Genomic DNA, 24,654 nt, shown 5'->3' with positions numbered 1-24,654 from the left:
CCGGGCGTCACGCGCCCGTCGCGTCAGGAGTCCCCCATGTCCGGTAGCCCGCCACCCCCGGGTGGTTTCGTCCGCCGTGTCGGCCTCTTCCAGGCCACGGCGATCAACATGAGCCAGATGTGCGGCATCGGGCCGTTCGTGACGATCCCGCTGATGGTCGCCGCGTTCGGCGGCCCGCAGGCGGTCATCGGGTTCGCCGCCGGCGCGGTCCTGGCGCTGTGCGACGGCCTGGTCTGGGCCGAGCTGGGCGCCTCCCTGCCCGGCTCCGGCGGCAGTTACGTCTATCTGCGCCAGGCCTTCCAGTACCGCACCGGCCGCCTGATGCCGTTCCTGTTCGTGTGGACGGCGATGCTCTTCATCCCGCTGATCATGTCCACGGGCGTGGTCGGCTTCGTCCAGTACCTGGGCTACCTCGTCCCCGGCCTCGGGCAGACCGCCGGCGACCTGATCGGGCTCGGTGTCATCGCCCTGGTCGTGATCCTGCTGTGGCGCGGCATCGAGCACATCGCCCGGATCACCGCCGTCATGTGGACCGTGATGATCGCCTCGGTACTGCTGGTGATCGTCGCCGCCGCCACTCACTTCAGCCCACACATGGCCTTCACCTACCCGGCCGGGGCCTTCAATGTGATGAGCAACCACTTCTGGCTCGGTTTCGCGGCCGGCCTGACCATCGGCATCTACGACTACCTCGGCTACAACACCACCGCCTACATGGGCGCCGAGATCAAGGAGCCCGGCCGTACGCTGCCGCGCTCCATCCTGCTGTCGATCCTCGGCATCATGGCGATCTACCTGCTGTTGCAGATCGGCACCCTCGGCGTCGTCGACTGGCACCGGATGACCGACCCGCACGACATCGCCTCCTCCTCGGTGGCCTCCGCCGTGCTGGAGGAGACCTGGGGCAGGGGCGCGGCGGACACCGTGACCGTGCTGATCCTGATCACCGCGTTCGCCTCCGTCTTCGCCGGCCTGCTCGGCGGCTCCCGCGTGCCCTACGACGCCGCTCGCGACCGGGTCTTCTTCCGTCCGTACGCGAAGCTGCACCCGAGGCACCGCTTCCCGACGCTCGGCCTCGCCACCATGGGCGTGATCACCGCCGTCGGCTTCCTGATCGGCCGCCACACCGATCTCGCGACCCTGATCCAGCTGCTCACCACGGTGATGGTCATCGTCCAGGCGCTGGCCCAGATCGTCGCGCTGACGGTCCTGCGCCGACGACGGCCCGACCTGCCCCGCCCGTACCGGATGTGGCTGTACCCCGTGCCGAGCGCCGTCGCCTTCGTCGGCTGGTGCGTGATCTACGGCTACGCCGACAAGAGCTCCCCGGGCCGTCATCCCATCGAGTGGTCCCTGGCCTGGCTGGCCCTCGGCGGCGCGGCCTTCCTGATCTGGGCACGGCTGGAGAAGGTCTGGCCGTTCGGCCCCAAGGAGATCAGCGAGGAGACCGGCGCGGAGCCCGCGGGGGCGGTCACCGCGACTCCCTTGGCGTGAGGTGGAGCCACCTACGTCGAAGCGCACCTCCCCGGCCGGGCTCCCGTCCGCCGGGGAGGCTTCGTTTCATGACCGAGATCATGAACGCGGACGTCACCGTCCGCCCCGCGACCTTCGAGGACCGGCCCGCCGTGGAGCGGCTGTGGCACATGTTCCGCCACGCCCTGTCCGAGTTCACGGCCCCCACGGGGCTTCCGCCCGCCGCCGACGGCACCTTCCGCAGTGAACGCGTGGTGTACGCCTTCACGGAACCGGGCTGGGCGCCGTATCTGCTGACCTGCGCCGAACGTCCCGCCGGGTTCGCCTTCGTCCGGGGGCTGGACGGCCCGGTCCGCGTGCTGAACAGCTTCTTCGTGGTGCGCGGCGCCCGGCGCCGGGGCATCGGGTGGCGAGCCGTGCGCGAGGTGCTCACCCGGCACCCCGGACCCTGGGAGATCGCCTTCCAGCAGGACAATCCCCGCGCGGTGAGCTTCTGGCCGCGGGTCGCCGGGATCTGGCCGGCGGCGCGTGGACCCGCGAGCCACGGCCGGTGCCGGGGCAGCCCGGAGCTGCCTGCGGACATGTGGATCTCCTTCACGGTGGCCGGCTGACCGGCCCGGGTCCGGGTTCCTTGACATGCAAGTAATTGCCTGCATAACGTTGAGTGTGCGATCGGAGGACGACACCGGGATGGACAAGGTCTTCAAAGCGCTGGCCGACGACACGCGCCGGCGCCTGCTCGACCGGCTCCACGAGAACAACGGCCAGACCCTGGGCGAGCTGTGCGAGCGCATCGCCATGACGCGCCAGTCGGTCACCCAGCACCTGGCCGTCCTGGAGGCCGCCAACCTGATCAGCACGGTGCGGCGGGGGCGGGAGAAGCTGCACTACCTCAACCCCGTGCCGCTCCACGAGATCCAGGAGCGGTGGATCGACAAGTTCGAGCGCCCGCGCCTCGCGGCGCTCGGCGCCGTGAAGCGACGAGCCGAGGAAGCCATGACCGACAAGCCCCGTTTCGTGTACGTCACCTACATCGCGAGCACGCCCGAGAAGGTCTGGGAGGCGCTCACCGACGCCGACCTGACGGCCGCCTACTGGGGGCACCGCAACGTCTCCGACTGGCGGCCCGGTTCCCGCTGGGAGCACGTGCGCACCGACGGCTCCGGCATCGCCGACGTGGTCGGCCGGGTCGTGGAGAGCGAGGCGCCGACCCGGCTGGTGACCACCTGGGCGGCGCCGGACCAGGAGGGGCAGGAGGACCGGCACTCCCGGGTCACCTTCGAGATCCGGCCGCACGAGGACATCGTCCGGCTGACCGTCACCCACGAGGACCTCAACGACGAGGGCGAGCGCGCGGACGTCGCGTCGGGCTGGCCGGCGGTGCTGTCCAACCTGAAGTCGCTGCTGGAGACCGGCCGGACCCTGCCGCAGGAGCCGTGGCTGGTGCCGTCCCGCTGAGGGCCGCGGCCGGTGCCGTCCCCCCGTCCGGAGTCGGGCACGCGGAGGCCGGCCCGCCCGGGGCGGACCGGCCCGCGTTCCTTCCTTCCTTTCCTCTGTCTTCTCTTCAGGGTCTTCTACGGCCTGGGGGCGCTCTTCGCCGCAGTGCCGGCGCAGATCAGTCCGAGGACGAGGGCCAGGGCTCCGATGACGATGTTGTTGACGATGACGCCCGCGTCCGGGCGGCTGCCCACGATCCACGGAGCGATGATCATCCAGATACCCAGGGCGCACATGGCCCAGCTCAGGCCGTACATGCGCTCGGGTGCCCTCGTGAATCCCAGTGCCAGCAGCCCTATCGCGATCCCCATGATCAGGTTGTGGGTCATGAGGGCGGGCTGGCTGGCCGTGTAGTGCAGGATCCAGGGGGACGCGGCGCAGTACAGGCCGAGCAGGAACACCGGCCCGTCCACGAGCGCCACATCACGACCGCCGAGCATGCGGGCGTAGCGGTCCCGCATTTCGGAGACATCGGGGTGGCTCGATATGTCACCCCTGTGCAAGTTGGCCATGAGTCGTCTCCTTTGACTGTGCAGGCCAGACCGCGTCTGGTGCGGCATGCGGTAAGCGCCGCATACTCCAGTTTGCCCTTATTTTCTCCTTATGTGTAGGGCCGGCCGGACGTGCGGAGGCGGCCGGGGTGCGCCGCCGTTCAGCCACGGCCCCGGGCTCGCGCGAAGCGGGCCAGCCCGTCGGCGAGGTCGACGATCGGGTCCGGGTACGTGCCGACGGGCGGCGTCCCGCGGGCACCCCGCGGCTTCCACGGCTCGTGGACCGCCGCGCCCGCAACGTCCGCCAGCTCGGGCACCCAGCGCCGGACGTACGCACCGTCGGCGTCGTGCCGCCTGGCCTGGGCGACCGGGTTCAGGACGCGGTTCGGGCGGGTGTCCGTGCCGGTGCCCGCGACCCACTGCCAGTTCAGCTGGTTGTTGGCCAGATCACCGTCGACCAGCAGCTCCAGGAAGTGACGGGCACCGACGCGCCAGTCGACGTACAGCGTCTTCGTCAGGAAGCTCGCGGTGAGCAGGCGAGCCCGGTTGTGCATCCATCCCTCGTGCCGCAGCTGGCGCATCGCCGCGTCGATCACCGGGTAACCGGTGCGGCCCTCCCGCCACGCCTCGATGTCGTCCCGGGCCGCACGCTCGGACCGCCAGCGGTCGTGCCGGGTGCGGTAGTCGGCGCGGGCGGCGTCAGGACGGGCCGCCAGCACCTGGCGGTGGAAGTCGCGCCAGGCGATCTGCCGCACGAACGCCTCCGCTCCCGGACCGCCCGCCCGGCGCGCCCGGTGGACCAGCTCGACCGCGGACAGCGTGCCGAAGTGCAGGTGCGGCGAGAGCCGGGAGGTGGCGTCCCCGGCGAGGTCGTCGTGCCGCTCCGCGTAGGCGGCGACGCCGGAGCGGAGCCAGGCGGCCAGCCGTTTCCGGCCCGCCGCCTCGCCGCCCTCGGCCAGACCCGGCGAGATCCCCGGCAGCGCGGACCGCGACGGCAGCTCCTCGGAACCGATGCCCGGCGGCACAGGGACCGACGGGGGCGCGTCCAGGACGCCCCGCAGCCGCTGCCCCGACCAGTGCCGGAAGTACGGCGTGAACACCGCGAAGTGGTCCGAGGCGGCCGGGGTCACCACGCCCGGCGCGACCGCCGCGGTCACGGCGTCGTGCACGTGCAGCCGACGCCCGTCGGCCTCCAGGGCGCGCCGCAGCCGCCGCTCCCGCAGCTGGGCGTAGCCGCTGACGTCGGCCGCCATGCGCACCTCGTCGGCGCCGGCCTCCGCGGCCACCGCGCACACGGCCTCGACGACGTCGCCGGAGCGCACCACCAGCCGCCCCCCGCGCGTCCGCAGCCCGGCGTCCAGGTCCCGCAGGCAGTCGGCCAGGAACGCCAGCCGGTTGGGCACCGCGAAGCCGGCGGCCGCCACCCCGGGGTCGCGTACGAACAGGGGCACGACCTGGCGGGAGCCGTTCAGCGCGGCCCGCAGGGGCGGGTGGTCGTGCAGACGCAGGTCGGCGGTGAAGAGGACGACCGAGACGGCCATGGCGGGCTCCGGGGGACGCTGTCGATGGGGTGGGTGCGGGCGTCGCGGTGGCTTCGGTGGCTTCGGTGGCCGCGGCGGGTGCGGTGAGCCTGGCGGTTGCGGCGCCGGCGGGGCGGGCGCGGCGACCGGGGGAGGCACGGGACCGGCCGGGTGGCGGAGCCGTCATAGGGGGACATGTCCGCAGCGGTCCGGGGCAGGCGAAGCGGTACAGGATGTACGTCCCCTTCGACCGTACCGGAGGTGTCCGCCCTCATGAGTGCCAAGGTGCTGGAGCGATTCCCCGCAGGTGCTCCGCGTGGATCGTGGCCGGCGGAGGAGTACGCCGCCGCCCGGCGCGCCGAGGGCGAGCCGGCCACCGTGGTGATGGACCTGAAGTCGGACGCCTTTCTCGTCGTGGTCGAGCGACAGGAGGACGACCGCGCCTGAGGCGCCGGTTCCTTCCGCAGGCCGCTGTATTTCCGGGCCTCGTGCCGCACGGTGAAACGCGATTCCATGGCCCGGTGGTCCGCCATACGAGACCGGTCGGGAATTCCTTGACGGCCGTCCGCGGCTGCTGCGACGATCACCGCATGACGATGCGACTGGATCTCACGCGGCGACGCCATGTCGACCTCGCGCGCGTCTCCAGCGCGTCCTGTCGCCCCGCGCTCTGATCCGCGCTTTCCCCGCCGGTCCCGTCGGGCCTTTCTGTACGCCTGTTTCGCCTGCCTTCGCGCCCTGTCAGGGGCGGGAATTCGGCGTGCCCGAAATTCCCGCTCGGCAATTGCGCACCAGCAGTTCCCGGAGTTCTCGGATATCCCGATCTCCCTGGACGACTGCCGGTCCTTCTGGGCCGCGAGCGGGCCCGACTCGGCGCAATCCACCGACATGAGAATCCCAGGTGCCCGACGCACCCCAGAAACGAGGCACGCATGGCCACCGTCCTGTCCGTCTCCGGCAGTCCGTCCGCCTCCTCGCGCACCGGCCGCCTGCTGCGCCACCTGGACCAGCGGCTCGTCGCCCAGGGCCACGAGGTGATCCCGCTCGACGTCCGCACCGTCCCGGCCGAGGCCCTGCTCGGCGCCGACTTCCGGCACCCCGCCGTCGTCGAGGCCACCGAACTGTTCGCCCGCGCCGACGGCGTCGTGGTCGGCACCCCCGTCTACAAGGCGTCGTACTCCGGTGTCCTCAAGGCGCTGCTGGACCTGCTCCCGCAGTACGCGCTCACCGGGAAGACCGTGCTGCCCCTCGCCACCGGAGGCTCCACCGCCCATGTCCTCGCCATCGACTACGCCCTGCGTCCGGTGCTGAACTCCATGGGCGCCGCACACATAGTCCAGGGGTGGTTCACCCTCGACAAGGACATCACCGTGCGGGAGGACGGCTCGGTGACCCTCCCGGCCACCACGGCCGAGGCCCTGGGGCACGTGGTGGACCAGTTCGCCGCGGCCCTGGACCGCACCCCGCTGCTGGCGACGGCGAGCTGACGCCCCACGCCCCACCCCTCGGAGAGGCGCTGCGCGCCGCACCGCGCGACACCCGGCCGCCCGGCACGGCCCGCTCTGATCGCCGACCCCGCGTGTCCCTCACCGGCGGGCCGCGGCGGCCACGGTGCCGGTCAGCCGCGGCCGACGGGCGTGGTGCGCGCAGCCGCCCCCCGCTCCACCTCCTCGAACAACGCTGCCGCACCCGCAGCGGTGCCCGACGCCCACGGGCCCGTGCTCAGCAGGCCCAGCAGCACGATGCCCAGGCCCAGCCCGAGCACCATCCACCACACGCCGTGCTCCGCGTCGGTGAACCGTGTCCCGCCGCCGGGCAGGACCGATCCCGCCACCGTTCCGGAGATCGCCACGCCCAGGGTGGTTCCGGTCTGCCGGCCCGCGGAGGCCAGTGAGGTGGCCACACCGGCCATCGAACGGGGCATGCCGGCGACCGCGGAGTTGGTGATCGGCGGGTTCACGGTGCTCAGGAAGATCCCGAACAGCAGGTAGGTCGTGAGCACGGCCGGCAGTGGGGTGTCCGGTCCGAGCCAGAGCGACGCTCCGCCGCCCAGCGTCAGCGCGCCCCCGGCGACCAGCAGCGGAAGCCGGGGTCCGCGCGTGCCGACCAGCCGCCCGGTGAGCGGGGAGAGCACCACGACCAGTGCCCCGACCGGCAGCAGGCACAGCCCGGTCGCCAGCGCCGACAGGCCGCGTACGTCCTGGAGGTACTGGGTGGTCACGAACAGGAACGCGCCGAACCCGCACAGAGCGAACAGCGCCATCAGGATCGCCGAGCTGAACGGCACGCTGCGGAAGAGACGCAGTTCCAGCAGCGGGTCCGCGCGGCGCGGTTCGTGGCCGAGGATGCCGAGCACGCCCAGCACAGCCACAGCGAGGGGCGCCAGGATGAGCGGCGAGGTCCAGCCCAGCCGCCTGGACTCGATGATCGAGAAGACGACGCAGCCCAGGACCAGCATCACCAGGATCTGGCCCACGGGGTCGAACCGGCGTGCCCGGACGGCGCGGGACTCGGGCACGAACACCGCGGTGCACACGATCGCGACGGCCACGATCGGCACGTTGATCCAGAAGATGGAGTGCCAGCCGAAACCGTCGACCAGGGCGCCGCCGACGATCGGGCCCAGTGTCAGCGACAGCCCGGTCATCGACCCGAACACGCCGATGGCCCTGGCCCGTTCGGCCGGTTCGGGGAACGTCGTCGCGACGATCGCCATCGCCACCGGGTTGAGCATCGTGCCACCCACGGCCTGGAGCGCCCGCGCCGCGATCAGCCAGGCGAGGCTCGGCGCCAGGGCGCACAGCAGCGAGCCCGCCCCGAAGGCGGCGAGGCCCACCTGGAAGACGCGCCGGCGACCGACGCGGTCGGCGGTGGACCCCGCCAGCACCAGGAAGCCGGCCAGCACCAGGGTGTAGGCGTCGACGGTCCACTGCAGGCCGGACACCGAAGCCCGCAGATCGCGGCGAATCGCCGGAAGCGCCACGTTGACGATGGAGATGTCCATCACCACGACGATCACGCTGGCGCAGCAGATCGCCAGCACCAGGAGCCGCCGACGTCGGCTGAGTTCGGGCATGCGGGTTTCTCCCGTCGAGAGGCACTGCGGACGACCGGCAGTGAGGGGTGACGCGACCGACCCCGAAGCTAGGATCTCGAGCGTGGTCGAGGTCAATCCGCAGTCCGAATCCGCGCACCCCCACTGCGACCCGCAGGCGGGCCTGAGCATCGGCGAGGCCGCCCGCCGTACGGGAGTCAGCGTGCACACCCTGCGCTACTACGAACGTGTCGGCCTGGTCGTCACCCCTGTCGACCGCACCCACGGCGGCCGACGCCGCTACCACCAGCTCGACCTCGACTGGGTCACCATCTGCACCAGGCTCCGGGCGACCGGCATGCCGATCCGGGGCATCCGCCGCTACGCCGAGCTGGTCGCGGCCGGCCGGGGCAACGAAGAGGACCGTTTGGACGTGCTCGAGTCGCACCGGGACGAGGTGCTGGCGAGGATCGCCGCACTCCAGGAGAACCTGAAGCTCATCGACCACAAGATCGACGTCTATCGAGGCCGACTCGCCGCCGGTGACGCCGACACGCTGTGGGCGCCCCACCGCGCATCGGGTGCCTCCTGAGCCGTCTCACACCCCGTCCTGCCCGGCCAGGTCAGCGTCCTGTCCGGCCGGGTCAGCGACGGTCATCTCCGGTGGCGGCCGGCGCCCCGCTCAGCGCCCGCAGATGCGCCGCCCGCGATTTTGTCGTCTGGCCCTGCACCAGCAGGAACAGCCCCTCCCGGGCCAGACGCTGGGCGCGGCTCGTCAGCGCCATCGCACGGCCGCCGCCGGCCACCACCGCCGCGGTGGTGGCCGCGCGCAGCACGTCGTACGCCTCCGCACGCACGGCCAGCCGCTCCTCGGCCCAGTCGTCCCACGAGGTCGGCCGTGTTCCCGCTCGGCGGTCCGCTGGAGCCGCCGGGGCTCCGCCCAGGCACCCGGCTTCCGCCGCCCGTTCTCCACCCCGGCGGTCGACTCCAGCCGCCCGCTCCCCGGCCCGGTCCTCCCGCTCGCCCGCCCGGTCCTCCCAGCCCCTCGCGCCCCGCGCCGTCCGGCCGCCCCCGGCCCCCGCTTCCCACCCCGGCAGTCCTTCCCCGGCCCCCGGCCCCCGGTCCGCCACTCCTTCCCCGGCCCTCTCGCCCGGTACCGTCAGTTCATGCCCGGCCCCCTCGGCCTCCGCCATCCCCCGCTCCTCGCCCCACGCCTCCGGAAGCGGAGCGTCGGCCAACGCGTACGCCCGTTCGCGCAGGCCGGTCAGGCGGGAGCGCAGGGGGGCGGCCGTCCCGTCGTCCAGGAGGGACAGCGCGGCCTCCGCCACGCCGAAGACCGCCGGGCTGGTGGCCACGGTCTTCACCCGGTCACCGGCGGCCCACCGGGCGTACGGCGTGTGCAGAGCCACCGCCTCCGCGGGCAGCAACAGGCCGTCCAGTTCCAGCGACACCGTGCGCGCGGCCGTGAGGGCCGCCAGCCGCATCGGAGGCGAAGCCCGCAGCCCCGGCTGCTCGCGTGCCTCGGCGAAGGCGAACAGCACCTCGTCGGAGTCGGTCACCCCGGCCAGCAGCATCACGTCGTTCAGACCCCACCCGGTGTACCAGGGGACGGTCCCGTCGAACCGCCAGCCGGTGCCCTCCCGGCGGACCCGCACCGGGCGGCGCGGATACGAGCGCAGGTGCGCGTACGCCACCCCGGACAGCAGCTCGCCCCGGGACAGCGGTCCCAGCAGCCTCTCCCGCACGGGGAGTTCACTGCGTACCAGCGTCTGCACGGGCGTGTGGTGCTGGGTCTGCACGAACCAGGTCGCACAGCAGGCGCCGGACAGGATCTCCGCGGTCTCGCGCAGCACGGCCGGCGGCGCCCCCGCGCCGCCGTGGTCCGCGGGCGCGGCCACCCCGAGCAGCCCCGACCGCTTCACCGCCTCCACATGGCTCGCGGGCACCCCCTCCTGGTCGACCCGTTCGGCCTCGGGGATCAGCAGGTCCGTGGCGAGCCGGCGGGCGCGGACGACGAGAGGATGCGAGGTGAGGTCCATGCGGAGATTCTTCCGCGATCGCGGCGCGCGGTGTCGATCCGGGGCCCCGCCGTTCGTGTAGGAGGTGACACGGAGCCCGCCCCGGGCCCGACGCCTTGGAGGACGTCATGAAGCACTACCTGCTCAGCGTGGTCCAGCCGGCCGACGCCACCCCGCCCGACCCCGAAGCCCTCGCCGAGATCATGCGCGACGTCGAGGCCTTCAACGACGAACTGCGCGCCGCCGGCGCCTGGGTCTTCGCCGGCGGTCTGCACGGCCCGGAGACCGCCACCATGCTCCGCCCCCGGGACGGTGACGTGCTCGTCACCGACGGCCCGTACGCCGAGGGCAAGGAGTACCTGGGCGGCCTGTGCCTCATCCGGGCCGCCGACCTGGACGAGGCCCTGGACTGGGGCCGCAGGGCCGCCCTCGCGACCACCCTGCCCATCGAGGTACGGCCCTTCGTGGACCAGCACTGACGACGAAGCGGCACCGATGGCCGAGGCCCCCGACATCGAGGCCGTCTTCCGCGCCGAGTACGGGCGCGCGGTCGCCGTCCTCGTCCGCTTCCTCGGCGACATGGACCTCGCCGAGGAAGCGGTCCAGGACGCCTTCGCCACGGCCGTCACCCGGTGGCCGCAGACCGGTGTGCCGCCGAGCCCGGCCGGCTGGATCATCACGACCGCCCGCAACCGGGCGATCGACCGGCTGCGCCGGGAGTCCTCCCGGGACGCCCGGCACGCCGAGGCCGCCCTGCTGCACGCCCCCGACGCACCGCCCGAGGAGGGCCCCGTGCGCGACGACCGGCTACGACTGATCTTCACCTGCTGCCACCCCGCGCTCGCCCCGCAGTCCCGGGTCGCGCTCACGCTGCGCCTGCTCGGCGGCCTGAGCACCGCGCAGATCGCCCGCGCCTTCCTGGTGCCCGAGGCCACGCTGGCCCAGCGGCTGGTGCGGGCCAAGGCGAAGATCCGGGACGCGGGCATCCCGTACCGCGTGCCCCGGGACGCCGACCTGCCCGGCCGGCTCTCCACCGTCCTCGCCGTCGTCTACCTGATCTTCAACGAGGGCTACACCGGCGATCCCGCCCTGTGCGCGGAGGCACTACGCCTCGGCCGGCTGCTCGCCGAGCTGATGCCGGACGAACCGGAGGTCACCGGACTGCTCGCGCTGATGCTGCTGGTGGAGGCCCGGCGCCCGGCCCGCACGGACGCGGACGGCGTTCTCGTGCCGCTGCCCGAGCAGGACCGCGCCCGGTGGGACCGGGCGCTGATCGACGAGGGTCAGGAACTGGTCCGCCGGTGCCTGCGCCGCAACCAGCCGGGGCCCTACCAGATCCAGGCCGCGGTCAACGCGGTGCACGCGGACGCGCCCGGCTCCGCCGCCACCGACTGGCGCCAGATCCTCGCGCTCTACGACCGGTTGACGGCCGTGGCGCCGTCCCCGGTCGTCGCCCTCAACCGGGCCGTCGCGGTGGCCGAGACCGAGGGGCCGGCGGCGGCCCTCGAGCTGGTCGACGCGCTCGGCCTCGACCGGTACCACGTGCTGCACGCCGTGCGCGCCGACCTGCTGCGCCGACTGGACCGGGCCGCCGAGGCCGCGGCGGAGTACGGCCGCGCCGCCGAGCTGGCGCCGAGCGAGGCCGAACGCGCGTACCTGGAGCGCCGGCGCCGGGAGGCCCGACGGCGGGAGACGGGCCGTACGGGGACGTGACCCTCCTCACCCACGCACGGCTCCGCAAGGAACTTCAGGATGTGAAAGGTTGGTATCTACACCTGACAGACCTGAAACCCAGGCCGGGCAGGCACCGGCCCGTGCACCCAGTGAGGCACCCGTGAACGACTCTCTCCCCGAGCGGCCCGCCGACGTCGTGGCCCGGCTGCGCGCCGCCTTCGCCACCGGCCGGACCAAGCCCGTCGAGTGGCGCACCGGCCGGCTGCGCCGGCTGCGGGCGATGCTCACGGAACGCGGCGCCGACCTCGCCGCCGCCCTCGACGCCGACCTCGGCAAGAGCCGCACGGAGGCCTACCGCACCGAGATCGACTTCACGGTCCGGGAGATCGACCACACCCTGGAGCACCTGGCGGACTGGCTGCGCCCCGAACCCGCGCCCGTCCCGGCGCACCTCGGTGCCGACGCCACGGCCTGGACGCAGTACGACCCCCTGGGCGTCGTCCTCGTCATCGCACCCTGGAACTACCCGGCGCAGTTGCTGCTCGCCCCCGTGGTCGGTGCGCTGGCCTCGGGCAACGCGGTCGTCGCCAAGCCGAGCGAGCTGGCCCCGGCCACGTCCGCCGCCCTGGCCGAGCTGATCCCGGCCTACCTCGACACGGACGCGGTCGCCGTCGTGGAGGGCGGCGTCCCGGAGACGACGGCCCTGCTGGCCGAGCGCTTCGACCACATCTTCTACACCGGCAACGGTGCCGTCGGCCGCATCGTCATGCGGGCCGCCGCCGAACACCTCACCCCGGTCACCCTGGAACTGGGCGGAAAGTCCCCGGTGTTCGTGGACCGCGGCACCGACCTGGACACGGTCGCGGACCGGCTCGCCCGCGGCAAGTTCCTCAACGCGGGCCAGACCTGTGTCGCCCCGGACTACGTGCTGACCGACCCCGAGACCGCGACCGCCCTGGAGGCCGCGCTGGTCCGTGCGGTCGAGGGTCTCTTCGGCCCGGATCCGCAGCGCTCCGAGGAGTGCGGCCGGATCGTCAACGAGCGCCATTTCGACCGGCTTTCGGCGCTGCTCGACTCGGGCCGCGTCGTCGTCGGCGGCGTCGGCGACCGGGCGGCGAAGTACCTCGCGCCCACCGTCCTCGCGGACGTCGACCCGGCGTCGCCCGTCATGCGGGAGGAGATCTTCGGCCCGATCCTGCCGATCGTGACCGTGCCCGGCCTGGACGAGGCGATCGCCTTCATCAACGACCGCGACAAGCCGCTCGCCCTGTACGTCTTCAGCGAGTCCGGCGAGACGCGTGACCGCATCGCCGCCGAGACCTCCTCGGGCGGCCTCGGCCACGGCCTGCCCCTCGCTCATCTCACCGTCTCCGACCTGCCGTTCGGCGGGGTGGGAGAGAGCGGCATGGGCAGCTACCACGGCCGCTACTCCATCGAGACGTTCAGCCACCGCAAGGCGGTGCTGTCCAAGCCGCTGCGCTGACGTCCGCCGCGGTGCGGGGCCCGAGCGCGTGCGCGCGGCCGGGCCCCGCGCCTGTGGCTCCAACTCCACGGCACCTCGCCGGTGTTCACCGAAGCAACCGCGCGACGAATGACTGGTCTACACCCTTGACTGGTACAGACCAAGGCGGTTGAGTGTGCCCAACCCCCCACCACGGCCGCTCCCACCTCCGTGGGTGCGGCCGTGCCGCACAAAGGAGTTGGTCCATGCCGAGGCACCGCATCGCCGCGTTCCTGACCTCGCTCGCCCTGGGCACCTCCGCCCTGGTGCTCCAGGCGGCGCCCACCGCCTCCGCCGCCGGTTTCGTGGTCAGTGAGGCTCAGTTCAACCAGATGTTCCCGAACCGGAATTCCTTCTACACGTACAGTGGCCTGACCGCCGCCCTCAGTGCCTACCCCGGCTTCGCGAACACCGGCAGCGACACCGTGAAGAAGCAGGAGGCCGCCGCCTTCCTCGCCAACGTCAGCCACGAGACCGGCGGACTGGTGTACGTGGTCGAGCAGAACACCGCCAACTACCCGCACTACTGCGACTGGAGCCAGCCGTACGGCTGCCCGGCGGGACAGGCGGCCTACTACGGGCGCGGCCCCATCCAGCTCTCCTGGAACTTCAACTACAAGGCGGCCGGCGACGCCCTCGGCATCGACCTGCTCAACAACCCCTCCCTGGTGCAGAACAACGCGTCCGTGGCCTGGAAGACCGGCCTGTGGTACTGGAACACCCAGTCCGGCCCCGGCACGATGACCCCGCACAACGCCATGGTCAACGGTGCCGGCTTCGGGCAGACCATACGCAGCATCAACGGCTCCCTGGAATGCGACGGCAAGAACCCCGCCCAGGTGCAGAGCAGGGTCTCCGCCTACCAGCGCTTCGCCCAGATCCTCGGGGTGTCACCCGGCGCCAACCTGTACTGCTGAGCGCTGAGGCCCGGCCGGGACGCCGTGTGCGAGACTCCGCCGATGACCGCAGACACGATCACCGCGCACGCCTCCGGCACCTGGGAACTCGGCGACCTGCCCGTCCACCGCATCGGCTTCGGCGCGATGCGGCTGACGGGCAGTGCCGCCTTCCACCTGGGCACCCCCAGCGACCGGGAACGCTCCCTCGCCGTCCTGCGCAAGGCGGTCGAGCTGGGCGTCGACCACATCGACACGGCGGCCTTCTACTTCTCGTCGCTGCGTTCCGCCAACGAACTCATCAACACCGCGCTGTCCCCGTACCCCGACGGCCTGGTCATCGCCGCGAAGGTCGGCCCCTACCGCGACCACGACGGCGAGTGGGGCACCTCCGCCCGGCCCGACCAGCTGCGCGGGCACGTCGAGGAGAACCTGCGCCAGCTCGGGCGGGACCATCTCGACCTGGTCTACCTCCGGCGGATGCGCCAGGACTCCATCGCAGAACACTTCGGCGCCCTCGCCGAGCTGCGCGACGCCGGGCTGATCCGGCACCTCGGGATCTCCGGGGTGGAACCGCGGCACCTCGCCGAGGCGCTGGAGATCGCACCGGTGGTGTCCGTGCAGAACCGGTACGCCGTGGACCGGCCCGATCCCGTGGACGACGAGGTGCTGCGGCTGTGCGGCGAGCACGGCATCGCCTTCGTCCCCTTCTACGCCGTGGCCGGGGAGACCGGAGAACGCGGTGCGACCCTCGCCCACGACGACGCGGTGCTCTCCGCCGCCCGCGCCCACGGCGTGAGCCCCGCGCAGATCCGCATCGCCTGGACCCTGCACCAGGGCCCGCACGTCCTCGCCATCCCCGGCACCGGCAACCCCGACCACCTGGTCGAGAACGTCGCGGCCGGCGCGCTGCGGCTGACCGGGGAGGAACTCGCACGGCTCGACGAGGCCCGGCGGCAGGGAGGCTGACGGTGGGGAACGGCCGAGGACGGTGTGCGGTCGGGGCCGGCGCCGGGCTGACTACGATGGCGTAGACGCACTGTTGGGCCGCACACGACGACGACCGCACACGAAGACGGGTGAAGAACCTCCCGATGACCGACGCCAAGGACGAACGCCGGCCGGCCGGCGAGCTCGAAGCGAGCGTCCTGGCCGCGCTCTGGGCCGCCGGCACACCCCAGACCCCCGGCCAGGTCCAGCTGAGCCTGGGTGCGGACCTCGCCCGGACGACGGTGACGACGATCCTCACCCGCCTGCACGACAAGGGCGTCGTCCACCGCCGGCGCCAGGGCCGCGGGTACGCCTACTTCCCCGCCCAGGACGTCCAGGACGCCCACGGCCTCACCGCCCGCAGGATGCACAGCGAACTGGACCGGGACAGCGACCGCGAGACGGTCCTCGCCCGCTTCGTCGCCCAGCTCAGCCCGGACGACGAACGCATCCTGCGCGACCTGCTCGAATCCGACGGCCGATGACCGCCCCGCTCCTGCTGCTCCTGCCGCTGCTGCTGCCGTGCGCGCTGCCGCCCCTGGCCCGCCGGGCCCTGGACCGGCTGGCCCCGGTCGCCGCGCTGTGGTCCGTCACCGGCTGCGCGGTGCTCCTCGCCGGCTGCTCGGCGCTGGCGCTCGGCATGTGCGTCCTGACCGGGCTGCTGAAGCTGCCGCTCTTCGCCGCGCTCGGCGAACTGGTCCACCCGCTGCGCACCGCCTCCGACGCCTTCGTCGTCCCGGCCGCCCTCGCCTCGGCAGGAGCGCTGGCCGTGTGCGGCGGGAGCCTCGTCCGCTCGGCCCTCGGCCAGGCGCGTGCCTTCCGGGCGGCCCGCGCGGAGGTGGCGTGCGGGGCCGTCGCCGGTGACCTCTGCGTGATCGACTCGCCCCGCCCGGACGCGTACGCCCTGCCGGGCCGCCCGCACCGGGTCGTCGTCACCACGGCGATGCTGCGCAGCCTGAACGGCCCCGAACGGGAGGCGCTCCTCGCCCACGAGCGGGCGCACACGGCGGGCCGCCACCACTACGCCCTCGCCGCCGCCGAACTCGCGGCGCACTGCCACCCCGCGCTGCGCCCGGTCCGCGCGACGATCCGGCTGGCCGCCGAGCGCGCCGCGGACGAGGCCGCGGCGGCCTCGGTCGGCGACCGGCGCCTGACCGCCCGCGCCATCGCCCGCGCCGCCCTGGCCGGGCAGGCCGCCCGGCCCGCACGCCCCGGCTTCGTGCCCGGCGCGGCCACGGGCCCCGTCCCCCAACGCGTCCAGGCCCTGCTGACCGCCCCCCGCGCCCGCACGGCTCGCGCGATCTCCGCGCTCCTCATCGCCTGCACGGCCCTCTCCTGCGTTGCCTCGGCCACCGCAACGGCCGACGTCCACCACCGCGTGGAGATCGCGCAGGGCGAAGAAAGTCCGTAGGACCCGCCGTTGGACCGTCACGTCGGCCCGCGGAAGGCGTGCGGGGCGGGGTGGTGCCGCGGGTATGAACTCCGTCCCCCCACCAGCCCTCTGCGCGCCCGGCCACGCGTCGCGACCCGCGCCTCCGGCGCCTCACGCCCCCTCGGCCAACCGTTCCCCGCAACGCGCGTAGACCGGGACTGGCGTCCGGTGGGTTTTACGTATAACCTCACCCGCTAACCACCCCCACCGGAAGGTCGCCATGCGTCGCGTCGCCCTGGTCACCCTCGTCGTGCACGACTACGACGAGGCGATCCGCTTCTACACCGAAGCCCTCGGGTTCCGTCTCGTCGAGGACGCCCCGCGTCCGGACGGCTCGCGCTGGGTCGTCGTGGAGCCCGGAGGCGACGGACCCGGGCTGCTGCTGGCCCGTGCGAAGGGGGAGGAGCAGCGGGCCCGCGTCGGCGACCAGACCGGCGGGCGCGTCGGCTTCTTCCTGCACACCGACGACTTCGCCCGCGACCACGCCCGGATGACCGCCGCCGGCGTGACCTTCCTGGAGGAGCCGCGCCACGAGCCGTACGGCACGGTCGCCGTCTTCCAGGACCTGTACGGCAACCGCTGGGACCTGCTCCAGCCGGCCGGCCACTGACCCACCACCGCACCACCTGCCCGAGGACCCGAGGAAACGAAACGCCCATGACCGCGTCCCGCATCGACACCGAGACCCTCCGCCGGCTCCCCAAGGCCGTCCTGCACGACCACCTCGACGGCGGCCTGCGCCCCGCCACCGTCGTCGAGCTCGCGGCCGCGGTCGGCCACACCCTGCCCACCACCGACCCGGACGAGCTGGCCGCCTGGTACGTCGAGGCCGCCAACTCCGGCGACCTGGTCCGCTACATAGCCACCTTCGAGCACACCCTCGCCGTCATGCAGACCCGCGAGGGCCTGCTGCGCACGGCCGAGGAGTACGTCCTCGACCTCGCCGCCGACGGCGTCGTCTACGCCGAGGTCCGCTACGCCCCCGAGCTGAACACGCGCGGCGGGCTCACGATGCGCGAGGTCGTGGAGACCGTGCAGGAAGGTCTCGCCACCGGCATGGCCAAGGCGGCCGCCGCCGGCACCCCCGTCCGGGTCGGCACCCTGCTGTGCGGCATGCGCATGTTCGACCGCGTCCGCGAGGCCGCCGACCTGGCCGTCGCCTACCGTGACGCGGGCGTCGTCGGCTTCGACATCGCCGGTGCGGAGGACGGCTTCCCGCCCGCCGACCACCTCGAGGCCTTCGAGCACCTGCGCCGCGAGAGCGTGCCGTTCACCATCCACGCCGGCGAGGCGCACGGTCTGCCCAGCATCCACCAGGCCCTCCAGGTCTGCGGCGCCCAGCGCATCGGCCACGGCGTCCGCATCACCGAGGACATCCCCGACCTCGCGGCCGGCAAGCTCGGCCGTCTCGCCTCCTGGGTGCGCGACCGCCGCATCGCCCTGGAGATGTGCCCCACCTCCAACCTCCAGACCGGCTGCGCGACCTCGATCGCCGAGCACCCGATCACGGCCCTGAAGGACCTGGGTTTCCGGGTCACCCTCAACACCGACAACCGTCTGGTCTCGGGGACGACGATGACCCGGGAGATGTCCCTGCTGGTCGACGAGGCCGGCTGGACGGTCGAGGACCTGCGCACGGTGACGGTGAACGCCCTCAAGAGCGCGTTCATCCCGTTCGACGAGCGCAACGCCCTCATCGAGGACGTGGTCCTGCCGGCGTACGCGTCCGCCCTCTAGAGGAGCCCCCTGAGGTAGGCGGCCTGTCCGACGTGCTGGAGGTCGTCGGACAGGACGCTCACCAGGCGTACCCCCAGCGACACCGGGGGGTCCCAGCGCTCGTCCACGATGCGTTCCAGGTCCTTGGCGGCGAGCGCGCGCAGGCAGCCGAGGGTCTGTTCGTGGACGGCGTCGTAGTACCCGGTCAGCAGGTCCGCCGACTCCACCCGCACCTTCGCGACCTTGGCGGGGGTGTGCCCGTACCCGGTGTCGTGCCGGGGCAGGTCGAGGCCGAAACGCTTCTCCCAGCCCTGCGCGAGCCACACCTGGTCCAGGTCGAAGGCGTCGGCGATGTGGTCGTCCTGCACCCGCGTGAGGTGCCAGACCAGCCAGGCGATGGAGTTGGCGTCGGCGGCCGGGCGGTGGTGCAGTTCGTCCGGGCCGAGGCCGTCGAGGGCGGCATGGACTTCTTCCTGGATGCGGCCGTAGCCGTCGATGAGGATGTCCTTGGCATGCATACCGTCCACCATCGCAAATCGCCGCCGCTCACGCGCCCGGAATCCGGCTTTCGCGCGGGCCTCGACGACTCCCGCCCCGGCGGCCGTACCGCGTGATGGGGGCGGGTACGGCCGCCCGCCGGGCGATGACGCTCGCCGGCGGACGTGAGCCGTTCCCCGCCTCCGTCAGCGCGCCCCGTCCGAGGGGGCGGCCAGGGCCCCCGCTTCGAGCAGGGCGACCAGTGCCCGGGCGGCCGGGCTCGTCGCCCGTTCCGGCGGCAGCAGGGCGGCCGTCTCGTACTCCGTCTCGCCCGCGCCCTTCAACGGGAGCGCCGTGAGCGACGGCCGCTTGTGCCGGAAGTGCCGGGGTACGACGGCGATCCCCAGGTTCTCGTCCACCAGGTCCAGCAGGCTGTGCACGTCGTTGACCTCCAGCGCGACCGTGCGCCGGACGCCGGCCGCGGCGAACGCGGCGTCGGTGGTGCGGCGCGGACCCCAGTCGGGGTGGAAGTCGACGAAGACCTCCCCGGCGAGATCAGCCGGACCGAGCACGGCCGGGCCGGCGGCCAGGCGGTGGCTGGGGTGGCACAGCACCGTCATGGACTCGTTGGTCAGCGACACCGAGCGCAGCTGGTCGGTGTCGGCCTGGGTGCGGTAGGCGAAGGCCAGGTCGAGCCGCCCGGCCGCGACCTCCTCGGCCAGCGCGCCGGAGCCGGCCTGCCGCAGCCGGATCTCCACGTCCGGGTGCCGCCGCCGGAAGGCCGCCAGCAGCCGGGCCACGTGCACCCCGGCGATGCACTGCTCGGTGCCGAGGGCCAGGGTGCCCCGCAGCACGCCCTGGACCGCGGCCACCGCCTCGTGCGCGGAGCGCACCTGCGCCAGGATCCGTTCGGCCTCCGCCAGCAGCGCGCGCCCGGCCTCGGTGAGCGTCACCCGGCGGGTGGTCCGTACGAACAGCGGCGCCCGCAGCTCCCGTTCCAGCGCCCGGATGGACGCCGACAGGCCCGACTGGGACACCATCAGGCGTTCGGCGGCCCGGGTGAAATGCTGGTCCTCGGCGACCGCGACGAAGTGCTGGAGATGGCGCAGTTCCATGATTGAGCAGCCTAGTCGCTGAATTCCATCGGATTCTCCTGTTGGACCGCTGCCCACCCCCCGGGGAAGAGTGGCACCGGTAGATCGTGTGCCAACCCCTCTGGAGTCGCGTTGTACACCGCACACCCCGACCGCTACGCCGACATGCCCTACCGGCGCACCGGACGCAGCGGCCTGAAGCTCCCCGCCCTGTCGCTCGGCCTGTGGCACAACTTCGGGCCCGACCGGCCCGTGGAGACCCAGCGGGCCATCCTCCGCCGCGCCTTCGACCTCGGCGTCACCCACTTCGACCTCGCGAACAACTACGGCCCGCCGCCCGGGGCCGCCGAGGCCGCCTTCGGCGAGGCGCTGAAGGCGGACTTCGCCCGCTACCGCGACGAACTGGTGATCTCCACCAAGGCCGGCTACCTGATGTGGCCCGGCCCGTACGGCGAGTGGGGTTCGCGCAAGTACCTGCTGTCCTCGCTCGACCAGAGCCTCACCCGGATGGGCCTGGACTACGTCGACGTCTTCTACTCGCACCGCTTCGACCCGGACACTCCGCTGGAGGAGACGATGGGCGCCCTGCACACGGCGGTGCAGCAGGGCAAGGCCCTCTACGTCGGGGTCTCCAACTACTCCGCCGAGCAGACCCGCGAGGCCGCGCGCATCCTCGGCGAGCTGGGCACGCCTCTCCTCATCCACCAGCCGCGTTACTCGATGCTGGACCGGCGCCCGGAGGACGAGGGCCTGCTCGATGCCCTGGACGAGCTCCAGGTCGGCTCCATCGTGTACTCCCCGCTGGAGCAGGGCCTGCTCACCGGCCGCTACCTCGACGGCATCCCCGAGGACTCCCGGGCCGCGAGCGACAGCCCGTTCCTGAACTCCGACGCGGTCACCGAGGACCTGGTCGCCCGGCTGCGCGCGCTGGACGAGATCGCCAAGTCCCGCGGCCAGACCCTGGCGCAGCTCGCCCTCGCCTGGGTGCTGCGCGGCGGCCGGGTGACGTCCGCCCTGGTCGGCGCGAGCAGCCCGCGGCAGATCGAGGACAGCGTCGCGGCCATCGGCAACCTCGACTTCGACGCCGACGAGCTGGCGCGGATCGACGCGATCGTGCGGCCGTAGCACCGGGGCACCGCTGGTCCGGGGGAGCGTCCGCGACGACCGCGGGCGCTCCCTCCGTCGTACCGTCACCGCTGCCTCGCCCTCCGCGAGGGCGAGGCAGCGGTGACGTCAGGCGCCCGCCGGCACCCGGTCCAGGAAGCCGAGCACCTGCCGGATGCGGCCCTCGTCGTCCAGCGTGACCACGTCGAACCCGGCCACCGGCGCCGAGCCGTCCTGCTCGTTCACCAGCTCCCAGCCGAAGCGCGCGGTGTCGTGGTGGCCGTCGACCGCGCCGAGCGGGCGGAACACGAAGCCCGGGAACTGCTCGTGGACCGCCGCGATCACCGCCGCGATCTGCTCGTGCCCGCGGACGTCCACGAGCGGGTCGGTGTAGCCGCCGTCCTCGGTCCAGGCGGCGGCGACCGCCTTCTCGATGTCTTCCGGCCGGGTGGCGTTCCAGGCCTCGAAGTAGCGGGCGGCGGCGTTCTCGTGACGGCTGGTGTCAACGGCCATGGCGAAGCTCCTCCATCGAGGTCGTCTCTGCTGGTCGGATCCCGGATCCGGGGTTCGCCGATCCGGTGTGACCACCATGCGGGAGGAGCGGGGGCCGGGTCGATTACCTCCGGGGTCATGGCCGGGGCGGGACGGCCCGTCTCCTTTCGGCCAGAACCGGCGCTGAATATGCCAAGAGACTGGCCGGAAAGTCATGGTGACAGTGGTTCAGTAGTGAACATACTCGATGGTGAGGACTTCACTTCCAGCGAGGTTCCGATCACGGACCGCAACGGCCGCACCGCGGACGAGCCGCACCGAAAGCGAGGCCAGCCGGCAGGCGAACGACGCGACGGGGGAGTGCGCATGCACGACGAGTTCCTGTGCCATGTCACCGCGTACGGCACCTGCGGCGGACAGCGCATCGGGGTGCCCCTGGGTACCTACCGGGCGCCCACCCTCGCCCTCGCCCTGTGGTGGCTGCGCGACCGTGCCAACTGGATCGCCGACCGCCTCGACCCGCGGCCCGACGCCGGGCACTTCCCGGCGAGCGCTCTCGTCCCCGTCGCGGACACCGTGCCCGACGTCCCGGCGGTCCTGCGCGCCTGGTGCGGCGACCCGGCCCAGCAGGAGCTGGTAGCCGACGAGTTGGCGGCGGGGAGGCTGGTGCGGATCGCGACCGGCGACGACACGACCGAGTACGAGCTGCTCGCGGAGTCCGTCGACGCGCTGCGCATGCAGCGGACCGTCCCGGCCCTCGTCGTACCCGTCTGCTGACCGTTCGCCCCCTTGCCGGCCGCGCGGAGGCGAACGGGTGAACGGATCGCCCCAAGCCGGGCAAACGCGCCCTGGCTCCTCGCGCCGTCCGTGAGAGCTCGACCGGCCGTCGCCGCGGTCCCTCTCGGCCTCCCGTGACCGGCGTGCGCCGTGACCCTCGCCACTGTGCGCGGTCGGCGAACGGATCCGGTGGACTGGTGAGCCGGGCTCGGGGTACGAGGACTGGTGCAACAGCGACCGGCCGGACCGGGTTTCCGAGAGAGACAGCATGACCAAGCACCTGGACGGGGCAGTGATACCGACTGGTTTCGACGTACCCGTGGAGCCGCTGCGGCGCGCGGCGCACTACACCGGGGAACCCGGATGCATCGCCGAGGCCCGCGCCTTCGCGGCCCAGTTCCTCCAGCAGCTGCGCACCGAGTGGTGCGCCACCGCCGACGGCCGGGCCGACGGCGAGCTGCTGCTGATGGTGAGCGAACTGGTCACCAACGCCGACCAGCACAGCAACGGCCCCTACATCCTGGAGCTGGAGGGTACGGACTCCTCGGTCGCGGTGTCCGTGTACGACAGCAGCACCGCCCTGCCGCGCCGCTACCCGAAGGATCCCCAGCGCATCGGCCGGCACGGGCTGGAGATCGTGCACGCCCTGGCCTCGGAGGTCACCGTCGAGCGGGTGCCCGTGGGCAAACGCGTGCGGGCCGTCTTCCCTCTCCGCCACAACGGCGACGGCCCCTCCCGGACCGACTGAGGAACCGGCCGGGGGATGCCGGGCCGACGCCGGGACGCCGGCCCGACCGGGCTGTCAGGCGCAGCCGAGTTCGCCCAGCATCCCCTGCCGAAGCCGGGTGATGATCCGCTTGATCAGCCGGGAGACGTGCATCTGGGAGCACCCCAGCCGCTCCCCGATCTCCGCCTGGGTGGCCTCCTCCACGAACCGCATGTGGATGATCCGCCGGTCGCGTTCGCTCAGCTCCGCCATCAGCGGGGCGAGCGCGTGGAAGTCCTCGACGAGCCGCAGCCCCTCCTCCTCCACGCCGATGAAGTCGGCGAGCACGGCCTCGCCGTCCTCGGGGCCGTCGCCGGTGAGGGCCGCGTCCAGGGAGGCGGAGTTGTAGCCGTTCGAGGCGATCTGGGCCTCGACCACCTCCTTCTCGGAGATGTTCATCAGCGTGGCCAACTCGGCGACCGTCGGGTCCCGGTCCAGCCGGCTGGACAGCTCCTCACGCGCCTTGGCCAGCTCCACCCGCAGCTCCTGGAGCCGGCGCGGCACATGAACGGCCCACGTGGTGTCCCGGAAGAACCGCTTGATCTCGCCGACGATGTACGGCAGCGCGAAGGAGGTGAACTCGACCTCGCGTGCCAGTTCGAACCGGTCGATGGCCTTGATCAGGCCGATCATGCCGGTCTGGACGATGTCCTCCATGTCGTCGCCGCGGCCCCGGAAACGTCCGGCCGCGAACCGCACCAGCGACATGTTCATCTCGATGAGCGTGTTGCGCGCGTACTGGTACTCGTGCGTCCCCTCCTCCAGCTCGGTCAGCCGGCGGAAGAACTGGCGGGACAGTTCCCGTGCGTCCCGCGGGGCGACGGACGCGGGGTCCGCGATTCCAGGCAGTGATCCCTCGCCCGTCCTGTCCTGCTCGGTCTGCTCGGCGACCTCTGCTTCCGACCGGATCCCGGCGGCGGTGTTCATTGCCTCTCCCACGAAAGTCACGGTACGACGTCTCCCTGTACGGCAGCCCCTGTCGGCCACGGACACAGGTGGCGCACCTGCGGGTACCCGATGTGCGGCGGGTTATTCCTCCCATGGAGCCGCTCACGGCCCGGGTACCCCCGGTGACGGCGCGCATGCGTCCACCGCGCCGCAGTGGCGTGAAACAGCCGCTGCGGACGGGTTTCCCTCAGGGCGGAACGCGGCGCCCTTGTCCCGCACCGTACCGCTCCTAGGCTGACGGGATGAGCAACCCGCTGAGCGAGCAAGCCCGAGTGATCCCCCTGCGGGCGCCCGTCCGCCCGGACGCGCCGGACGGCGAGCCCGTCCCCCGCGAACCACTGTGGCGCGATCTGGTCGGCGAGGTGCTGCGCCGGGAGCGGCGGGCCCAGGAGCGCACGCTCAAGGACGTGGCCGACGCGGCCCGGATCTCGCTGCCCTACCTCTCGGAGGTCGAGAGGGGCCGCAAGGAGGCGTCGTCCGAGGTGCTGGCCGCCGCGGCCCACGCGCTCGGGCTGGGCCTCGGCGACCTGCTGTCGCGGGTGCACGGTGAGCTGACCCGGCGCACCCGGCCGACCACCGCACTGCACCGGCCCGCCCCCGCACCGAGCCGCTCGCACCAGGGGCTCTGCCTGGCCGCCTGACCGGGTGTCTGGGCGCAGTCGTCACCGGGGTCACGGTCCGCTCCGCCTCGCGCCGCAGCCGGATCCGGGGTTCCGGCGGCTGCGGAGACGTGACCCCGGAGGACCGTGCCGGG

General features: G+C 72.9%; 26 protein-coding genes and 1 pseudogene. 19 read left to right on the top strand and 8 right to left on the bottom strand.

Features of this window, described 5'->3' with window-relative positions; all coding sequences use genetic code 11:
- The first annotated feature begins 36 nt into the window (after nt 1-36).
- From ABZV94_RS04960 to ABZV94_RS04950, 3 genes and pseudogenes are all read left to right on the top strand, one after another.
- On the top strand, nt 37-1,494 hold the full coding sequence (locus ABZV94_RS04960; RefSeq protein ID WP_356337233.1) for an APC family permease: 1,458 nt from the start codon (nt 37-39) through the stop codon (nt 1,492-1,494).
- A 68-nt stretch (nt 1,495-1,562) separates the two neighbouring features.
- Nucleotides 1,563-2,084 (top strand): annotated as a pseudogene (locus ABZV94_RS04955) (GNAT family N-acetyltransferase).
- A gap of 79 nt (nt 2,085-2,163) precedes the next feature.
- Nucleotides 2,164-2,931, top strand: a complete 768-nt coding sequence (locus tag ABZV94_RS04950) for a metalloregulator ArsR/SmtB family transcription factor (RefSeq protein WP_356337231.1) — start codon at nt 2,164-2,166, stop codon at nt 2,929-2,931.
- A 116-nt stretch (nt 2,932-3,047) separates the two neighbouring features.
- On the opposite strand, the gene ABZV94_RS04945 is transcribed toward ABZV94_RS04950, so the two are convergent.
- Complete coding sequence (locus ABZV94_RS04945; RefSeq protein WP_356337229.1) at nt 3,048-3,482, bottom strand: SPW repeat protein; 435 nt, start codon at nt 3,480-3,482, stop codon at nt 3,048-3,050.
- 140 nt (nt 3,483-3,622) lie between these two features.
- On the bottom strand, nt 3,623-5,002 hold the full coding sequence (locus ABZV94_RS04940) for a deoxyribodipyrimidine photo-lyase (protein WP_356337227.1): 1,380 nt from the start codon (nt 5,000-5,002) through the stop codon (nt 3,623-3,625).
- Between the two features lie 252 nt (nt 5,003-5,254).
- Between ABZV94_RS04940 and ABZV94_RS04935 the strand changes: the two genes are divergently transcribed.
- A complete protein-coding gene (locus ABZV94_RS04935) occupies nt 5,255-5,428 on the top strand; it encodes a hypothetical protein (RefSeq protein ID WP_356337226.1) in 174 nt (57 codons plus the stop codon).
- A 485-nt stretch (nt 5,429-5,913) separates the two neighbouring features.
- Nucleotides 5,914-6,468: an NADPH-dependent FMN reductase gene (ssuE, locus tag ABZV94_RS04930; protein WP_356337223.1), complete on the top strand. Its 555-nt coding sequence runs from the start codon at nt 5,914-5,916 to the stop codon at nt 6,466-6,468.
- Nucleotides 6,469-6,599: 131 nt separating this feature from the next.
- Here ssuE and ABZV94_RS04925 read toward each other — a convergent pair whose 3' ends face one another.
- Nucleotides 6,600-8,057 (bottom strand): MFS transporter, encoded by a 1,458-nt coding sequence (locus ABZV94_RS04925; protein ID WP_356337221.1) that lies wholly within the window; start codon nt 8,055-8,057, stop codon nt 6,600-6,602.
- Nucleotides 8,058-8,139: 82 nt separating this feature from the next.
- On the opposite strand from ABZV94_RS04925, the gene ABZV94_RS04920 reads away from it, so the two are divergent.
- Nucleotides 8,140-8,607, top strand: a complete 468-nt coding sequence (locus ABZV94_RS04920) for a MerR family transcriptional regulator (RefSeq protein WP_356337219.1) — start codon at nt 8,140-8,142, stop codon at nt 8,605-8,607.
- Nucleotides 8,608-8,659: 52 nt separating this feature from the next.
- Here ABZV94_RS04920 and ABZV94_RS04915 read toward each other — a convergent pair whose 3' ends face one another.
- Nucleotides 8,660-10,054, bottom strand: a complete 1,395-nt coding sequence (locus ABZV94_RS04915) for an acyl-CoA dehydrogenase family protein (RefSeq protein WP_356337217.1) — start codon at nt 10,052-10,054, stop codon at nt 8,660-8,662.
- Between the two features lie 107 nt (nt 10,055-10,161).
- On the opposite strand from ABZV94_RS04915, the gene ABZV94_RS04910 reads away from it, so the two are divergent.
- The 9 genes from ABZV94_RS04910 (at nt 10,162) to ABZV94_RS04870 (ending at nt 18,263) form a co-directional block, all read left to right on the top strand.
- The gene (locus ABZV94_RS04910; protein WP_356337214.1) at nt 10,162-10,512 is read left to right on the top strand and encodes a YciI family protein; all 351 of its coding nucleotides are present in this window, start codon (nt 10,162-10,164) and stop codon (nt 10,510-10,512) included.
- Between the two features lie 16 nt (nt 10,513-10,528).
- Entirely contained in the window at nt 10,529-11,746 is a 1,218-nt protein-coding gene (locus tag ABZV94_RS04905) for an RNA polymerase sigma factor (RefSeq protein WP_356337212.1), read from the top strand.
- 121 nt (nt 11,747-11,867) lie between these two features.
- A complete protein-coding gene (locus tag ABZV94_RS04900) occupies nt 11,868-13,190 on the top strand; it encodes an aldehyde dehydrogenase family protein (protein ID WP_356337210.1) in 1,323 nt (440 codons plus the stop codon).
- Nucleotides 13,191-13,414: 224 nt separating this feature from the next.
- Nucleotides 13,415-14,125: a chitinase gene (locus ABZV94_RS04895; protein WP_356337208.1), complete on the top strand. Its 711-nt coding sequence runs from the start codon at nt 13,415-13,417 to the stop codon at nt 14,123-14,125.
- 42 nt (nt 14,126-14,167) lie between these two features.
- A complete protein-coding gene (locus ABZV94_RS04890; protein WP_356337205.1) occupies nt 14,168-15,073 on the top strand; it encodes an aldo/keto reductase in 906 nt (301 codons plus the stop codon).
- 125 nt (nt 15,074-15,198) lie between these two features.
- A complete protein-coding gene (locus tag ABZV94_RS04885) occupies nt 15,199-15,579 on the top strand; it encodes a BlaI/MecI/CopY family transcriptional regulator (RefSeq protein WP_356337203.1) in 381 nt (126 codons plus the stop codon).
- Nucleotides 15,576-16,505, top strand: a complete 930-nt coding sequence (locus ABZV94_RS04880) for a M48 family metalloprotease (protein ID WP_356337201.1) — start codon at nt 15,576-15,578, stop codon at nt 16,503-16,505. Before ABZV94_RS04885 ends, ABZV94_RS04880 begins: the two co-directional genes overlap by 4 nt.
- Before the next feature lie 241 nt (nt 16,506-16,746).
- The gene (locus tag ABZV94_RS04875; protein ID WP_356337199.1) at nt 16,747-17,136 is read left to right on the top strand and encodes a VOC family protein; all 390 of its coding nucleotides are present in this window, start codon (nt 16,747-16,749) and stop codon (nt 17,134-17,136) included.
- A 47-nt stretch (nt 17,137-17,183) separates the two neighbouring features.
- Nucleotides 17,184-18,263, top strand: a complete 1,080-nt coding sequence (locus ABZV94_RS04870) for an adenosine deaminase (RefSeq protein ID WP_356337196.1) — start codon at nt 17,184-17,186, stop codon at nt 18,261-18,263.
- On the opposite strand, the gene ABZV94_RS04865 is transcribed toward ABZV94_RS04870, so the two are convergent.
- On the bottom strand, nt 18,260-18,760 hold the full coding sequence (locus ABZV94_RS04865; protein ID WP_356337195.1) for a DUF664 domain-containing protein: 501 nt from the start codon (nt 18,758-18,760) through the stop codon (nt 18,260-18,262). The two genes, ABZV94_RS04870 and ABZV94_RS04865, sit on opposite strands and share 4 nt — an antisense overlap.
- Before the next feature lie 165 nt (nt 18,761-18,925).
- Nucleotides 18,926-19,834: a LysR substrate-binding domain-containing protein gene (locus ABZV94_RS04860; RefSeq protein WP_356337193.1), complete on the bottom strand. Its 909-nt coding sequence runs from the start codon at nt 19,832-19,834 to the stop codon at nt 18,926-18,928.
- Between the two features lie 111 nt (nt 19,835-19,945).
- Between ABZV94_RS04860 and mgrA the strand changes: the two genes are divergently transcribed.
- On the top strand, nt 19,946-20,938 hold the full coding sequence (gene mgrA / locus ABZV94_RS04855) for an L-glyceraldehyde 3-phosphate reductase (RefSeq protein WP_356337191.1): 993 nt from the start codon (nt 19,946-19,948) through the stop codon (nt 20,936-20,938).
- A 108-nt stretch (nt 20,939-21,046) separates the two neighbouring features.
- On the opposite strand, the gene ABZV94_RS04850 is transcribed toward mgrA, so the two are convergent.
- A complete protein-coding gene (locus tag ABZV94_RS04850; RefSeq protein ID WP_356337189.1) occupies nt 21,047-21,430 on the bottom strand; it encodes a nuclear transport factor 2 family protein in 384 nt (127 codons plus the stop codon).
- 345 nt (nt 21,431-21,775) lie between these two features.
- Here ABZV94_RS04850 and ABZV94_RS04845 point away from each other — a divergent pair, with 345 nt between their 5' ends.
- Both ABZV94_RS04845 and ABZV94_RS04840 read left to right on the top strand, forming a co-directional pair.
- Complete coding sequence (locus ABZV94_RS04845) at nt 21,776-22,186, top strand: hypothetical protein (RefSeq protein WP_356337186.1); 411 nt, start codon at nt 21,776-21,778, stop codon at nt 22,184-22,186.
- Nucleotides 22,187-22,454: 268 nt separating this feature from the next.
- Complete coding sequence (locus ABZV94_RS04840) at nt 22,455-22,934, top strand: ATP-binding protein (RefSeq protein ID WP_356337184.1); 480 nt, start codon at nt 22,455-22,457, stop codon at nt 22,932-22,934.
- Between the two features lie 54 nt (nt 22,935-22,988).
- On the opposite strand, the gene ABZV94_RS04835 is transcribed toward ABZV94_RS04840, so the two are convergent.
- On the bottom strand, nt 22,989-23,879 hold the full coding sequence (locus ABZV94_RS04835; protein ID WP_356337437.1) for an RNA polymerase sigma factor SigF: 891 nt from the start codon (nt 23,877-23,879) through the stop codon (nt 22,989-22,991).
- A gap of 263 nt (nt 23,880-24,142) precedes the next feature.
- On the opposite strand from ABZV94_RS04835, the gene ABZV94_RS04830 reads away from it, so the two are divergent.
- Nucleotides 24,143-24,541: a helix-turn-helix transcriptional regulator gene (locus ABZV94_RS04830; RefSeq protein ID WP_356337182.1), complete on the top strand. Its 399-nt coding sequence runs from the start codon at nt 24,143-24,145 to the stop codon at nt 24,539-24,541.
- The last annotated feature ends 113 nt before the right edge of the window (nt 24,542-24,654 follow it).

Source organism: Streptomyces sp. NPDC004658 (assembly GCF_040609555.1).
Lineage (GTDB): Bacteria > Actinomycetota > Actinomycetes > Streptomycetales > Streptomycetaceae > Streptomyces.
This window is presented reverse-complemented; position numbering and strand designations above follow the sequence as displayed.

Excerpts from the sequence above, each read along its gene's own strand:
- ABZV94_RS04960 (WP_356337233.1), top strand. The coding sequence starts at position 37 with ATGTCCGGTAGCCCGCCACCCCCGGGTGGTTTCGTCCGCCGTGTCGGC.
- ABZV94_RS04860 (WP_356337193.1), bottom strand. The coding sequence starts at position 19,834 with ATGGAACTGCGCCATCTCCAGCACTTCGTCGCGGTCGCCGAGGACCAG.
- ABZV94_RS04890 (WP_356337205.1), top strand. The coding sequence starts at position 14,168 with ATGACCGCAGACACGATCACCGCGCACGCCTCCGGCACCTGGGAACTC.
- ABZV94_RS04830 (WP_356337182.1), top strand. The coding sequence starts at position 24,143 with ATGAGCAACCCGCTGAGCGAGCAAGCCCGAGTGATCCCCCTGCGGGCG.
- ABZV94_RS04895 (WP_356337208.1), top strand. The coding sequence starts at position 13,415 with ATGCCGAGGCACCGCATCGCCGCGTTCCTGACCTCGCTCGCCCTGGGC.
- ABZV94_RS04945 (WP_356337229.1), bottom strand. The coding sequence starts at position 3,482 with ATGGCCAACTTGCACAGGGGTGACATATCGAGCCACCCCGATGTCTCC.
- ABZV94_RS04875 (WP_356337199.1), top strand. The coding sequence starts at position 16,747 with ATGCGTCGCGTCGCCCTGGTCACCCTCGTCGTGCACGACTACGACGAG.
- ABZV94_RS04840 (WP_356337184.1), top strand. The coding sequence starts at position 22,455 with ATGACCAAGCACCTGGACGGGGCAGTGATACCGACTGGTTTCGACGTA.
- ABZV94_RS04915 (WP_356337217.1), bottom strand. The coding sequence starts at position 10,054 with ATGGACCTCACCTCGCATCCTCTCGTCGTCCGCGCCCGCCGGCTCGCC.
- ABZV94_RS04835 (WP_356337437.1), bottom strand. The coding sequence starts at position 23,879 with ATGAACACCGCCGCCGGGATCCGGTCGGAAGCAGAGGTCGCCGAGCAG.
- ABZV94_RS04870 (WP_356337196.1), top strand. The coding sequence starts at position 17,184 with ATGACCGCGTCCCGCATCGACACCGAGACCCTCCGCCGGCTCCCCAAG.
- ABZV94_RS04885 (WP_356337203.1), top strand. The coding sequence starts at position 15,199 with ATGACCGACGCCAAGGACGAACGCCGGCCGGCCGGCGAGCTCGAAGCG.
- ABZV94_RS04850 (WP_356337189.1), bottom strand. The coding sequence starts at position 21,430 with ATGGCCGTTGACACCAGCCGTCACGAGAACGCCGCCGCCCGCTACTTC.
- ABZV94_RS04905 (WP_356337212.1), top strand. The coding sequence starts at position 10,529 with ATGGCCGAGGCCCCCGACATCGAGGCCGTCTTCCGCGCCGAGTACGGG.
- ABZV94_RS04940 (WP_356337227.1), bottom strand. The coding sequence starts at position 5,002 with ATGGCCGTCTCGGTCGTCCTCTTCACCGCCGACCTGCGTCTGCACGAC.
- ABZV94_RS04935 (WP_356337226.1), top strand. The coding sequence starts at position 5,255 with ATGAGTGCCAAGGTGCTGGAGCGATTCCCCGCAGGTGCTCCGCGTGGA.
- ABZV94_RS04845 (WP_356337186.1), top strand. The coding sequence starts at position 21,776 with ATGCACGACGAGTTCCTGTGCCATGTCACCGCGTACGGCACCTGCGGC.
- ABZV94_RS04925 (WP_356337221.1), bottom strand. The coding sequence starts at position 8,057 with ATGCCCGAACTCAGCCGACGTCGGCGGCTCCTGGTGCTGGCGATCTGC.
- ABZV94_RS04910 (WP_356337214.1), top strand. The coding sequence starts at position 10,162 with ATGAAGCACTACCTGCTCAGCGTGGTCCAGCCGGCCGACGCCACCCCG.
- ABZV94_RS04950 (WP_356337231.1), top strand. The coding sequence starts at position 2,164 with ATGGACAAGGTCTTCAAAGCGCTGGCCGACGACACGCGCCGGCGCCTG.
- ABZV94_RS04865 (WP_356337195.1), bottom strand. The coding sequence starts at position 18,760 with ATGCATGCCAAGGACATCCTCATCGACGGCTACGGCCGCATCCAGGAA.
- ssuE (WP_356337223.1), top strand. The coding sequence starts at position 5,914 with ATGGCCACCGTCCTGTCCGTCTCCGGCAGTCCGTCCGCCTCCTCGCGC.
- ABZV94_RS04880 (WP_356337201.1), top strand. The coding sequence starts at position 15,576 with ATGACCGCCCCGCTCCTGCTGCTCCTGCCGCTGCTGCTGCCGTGCGCG.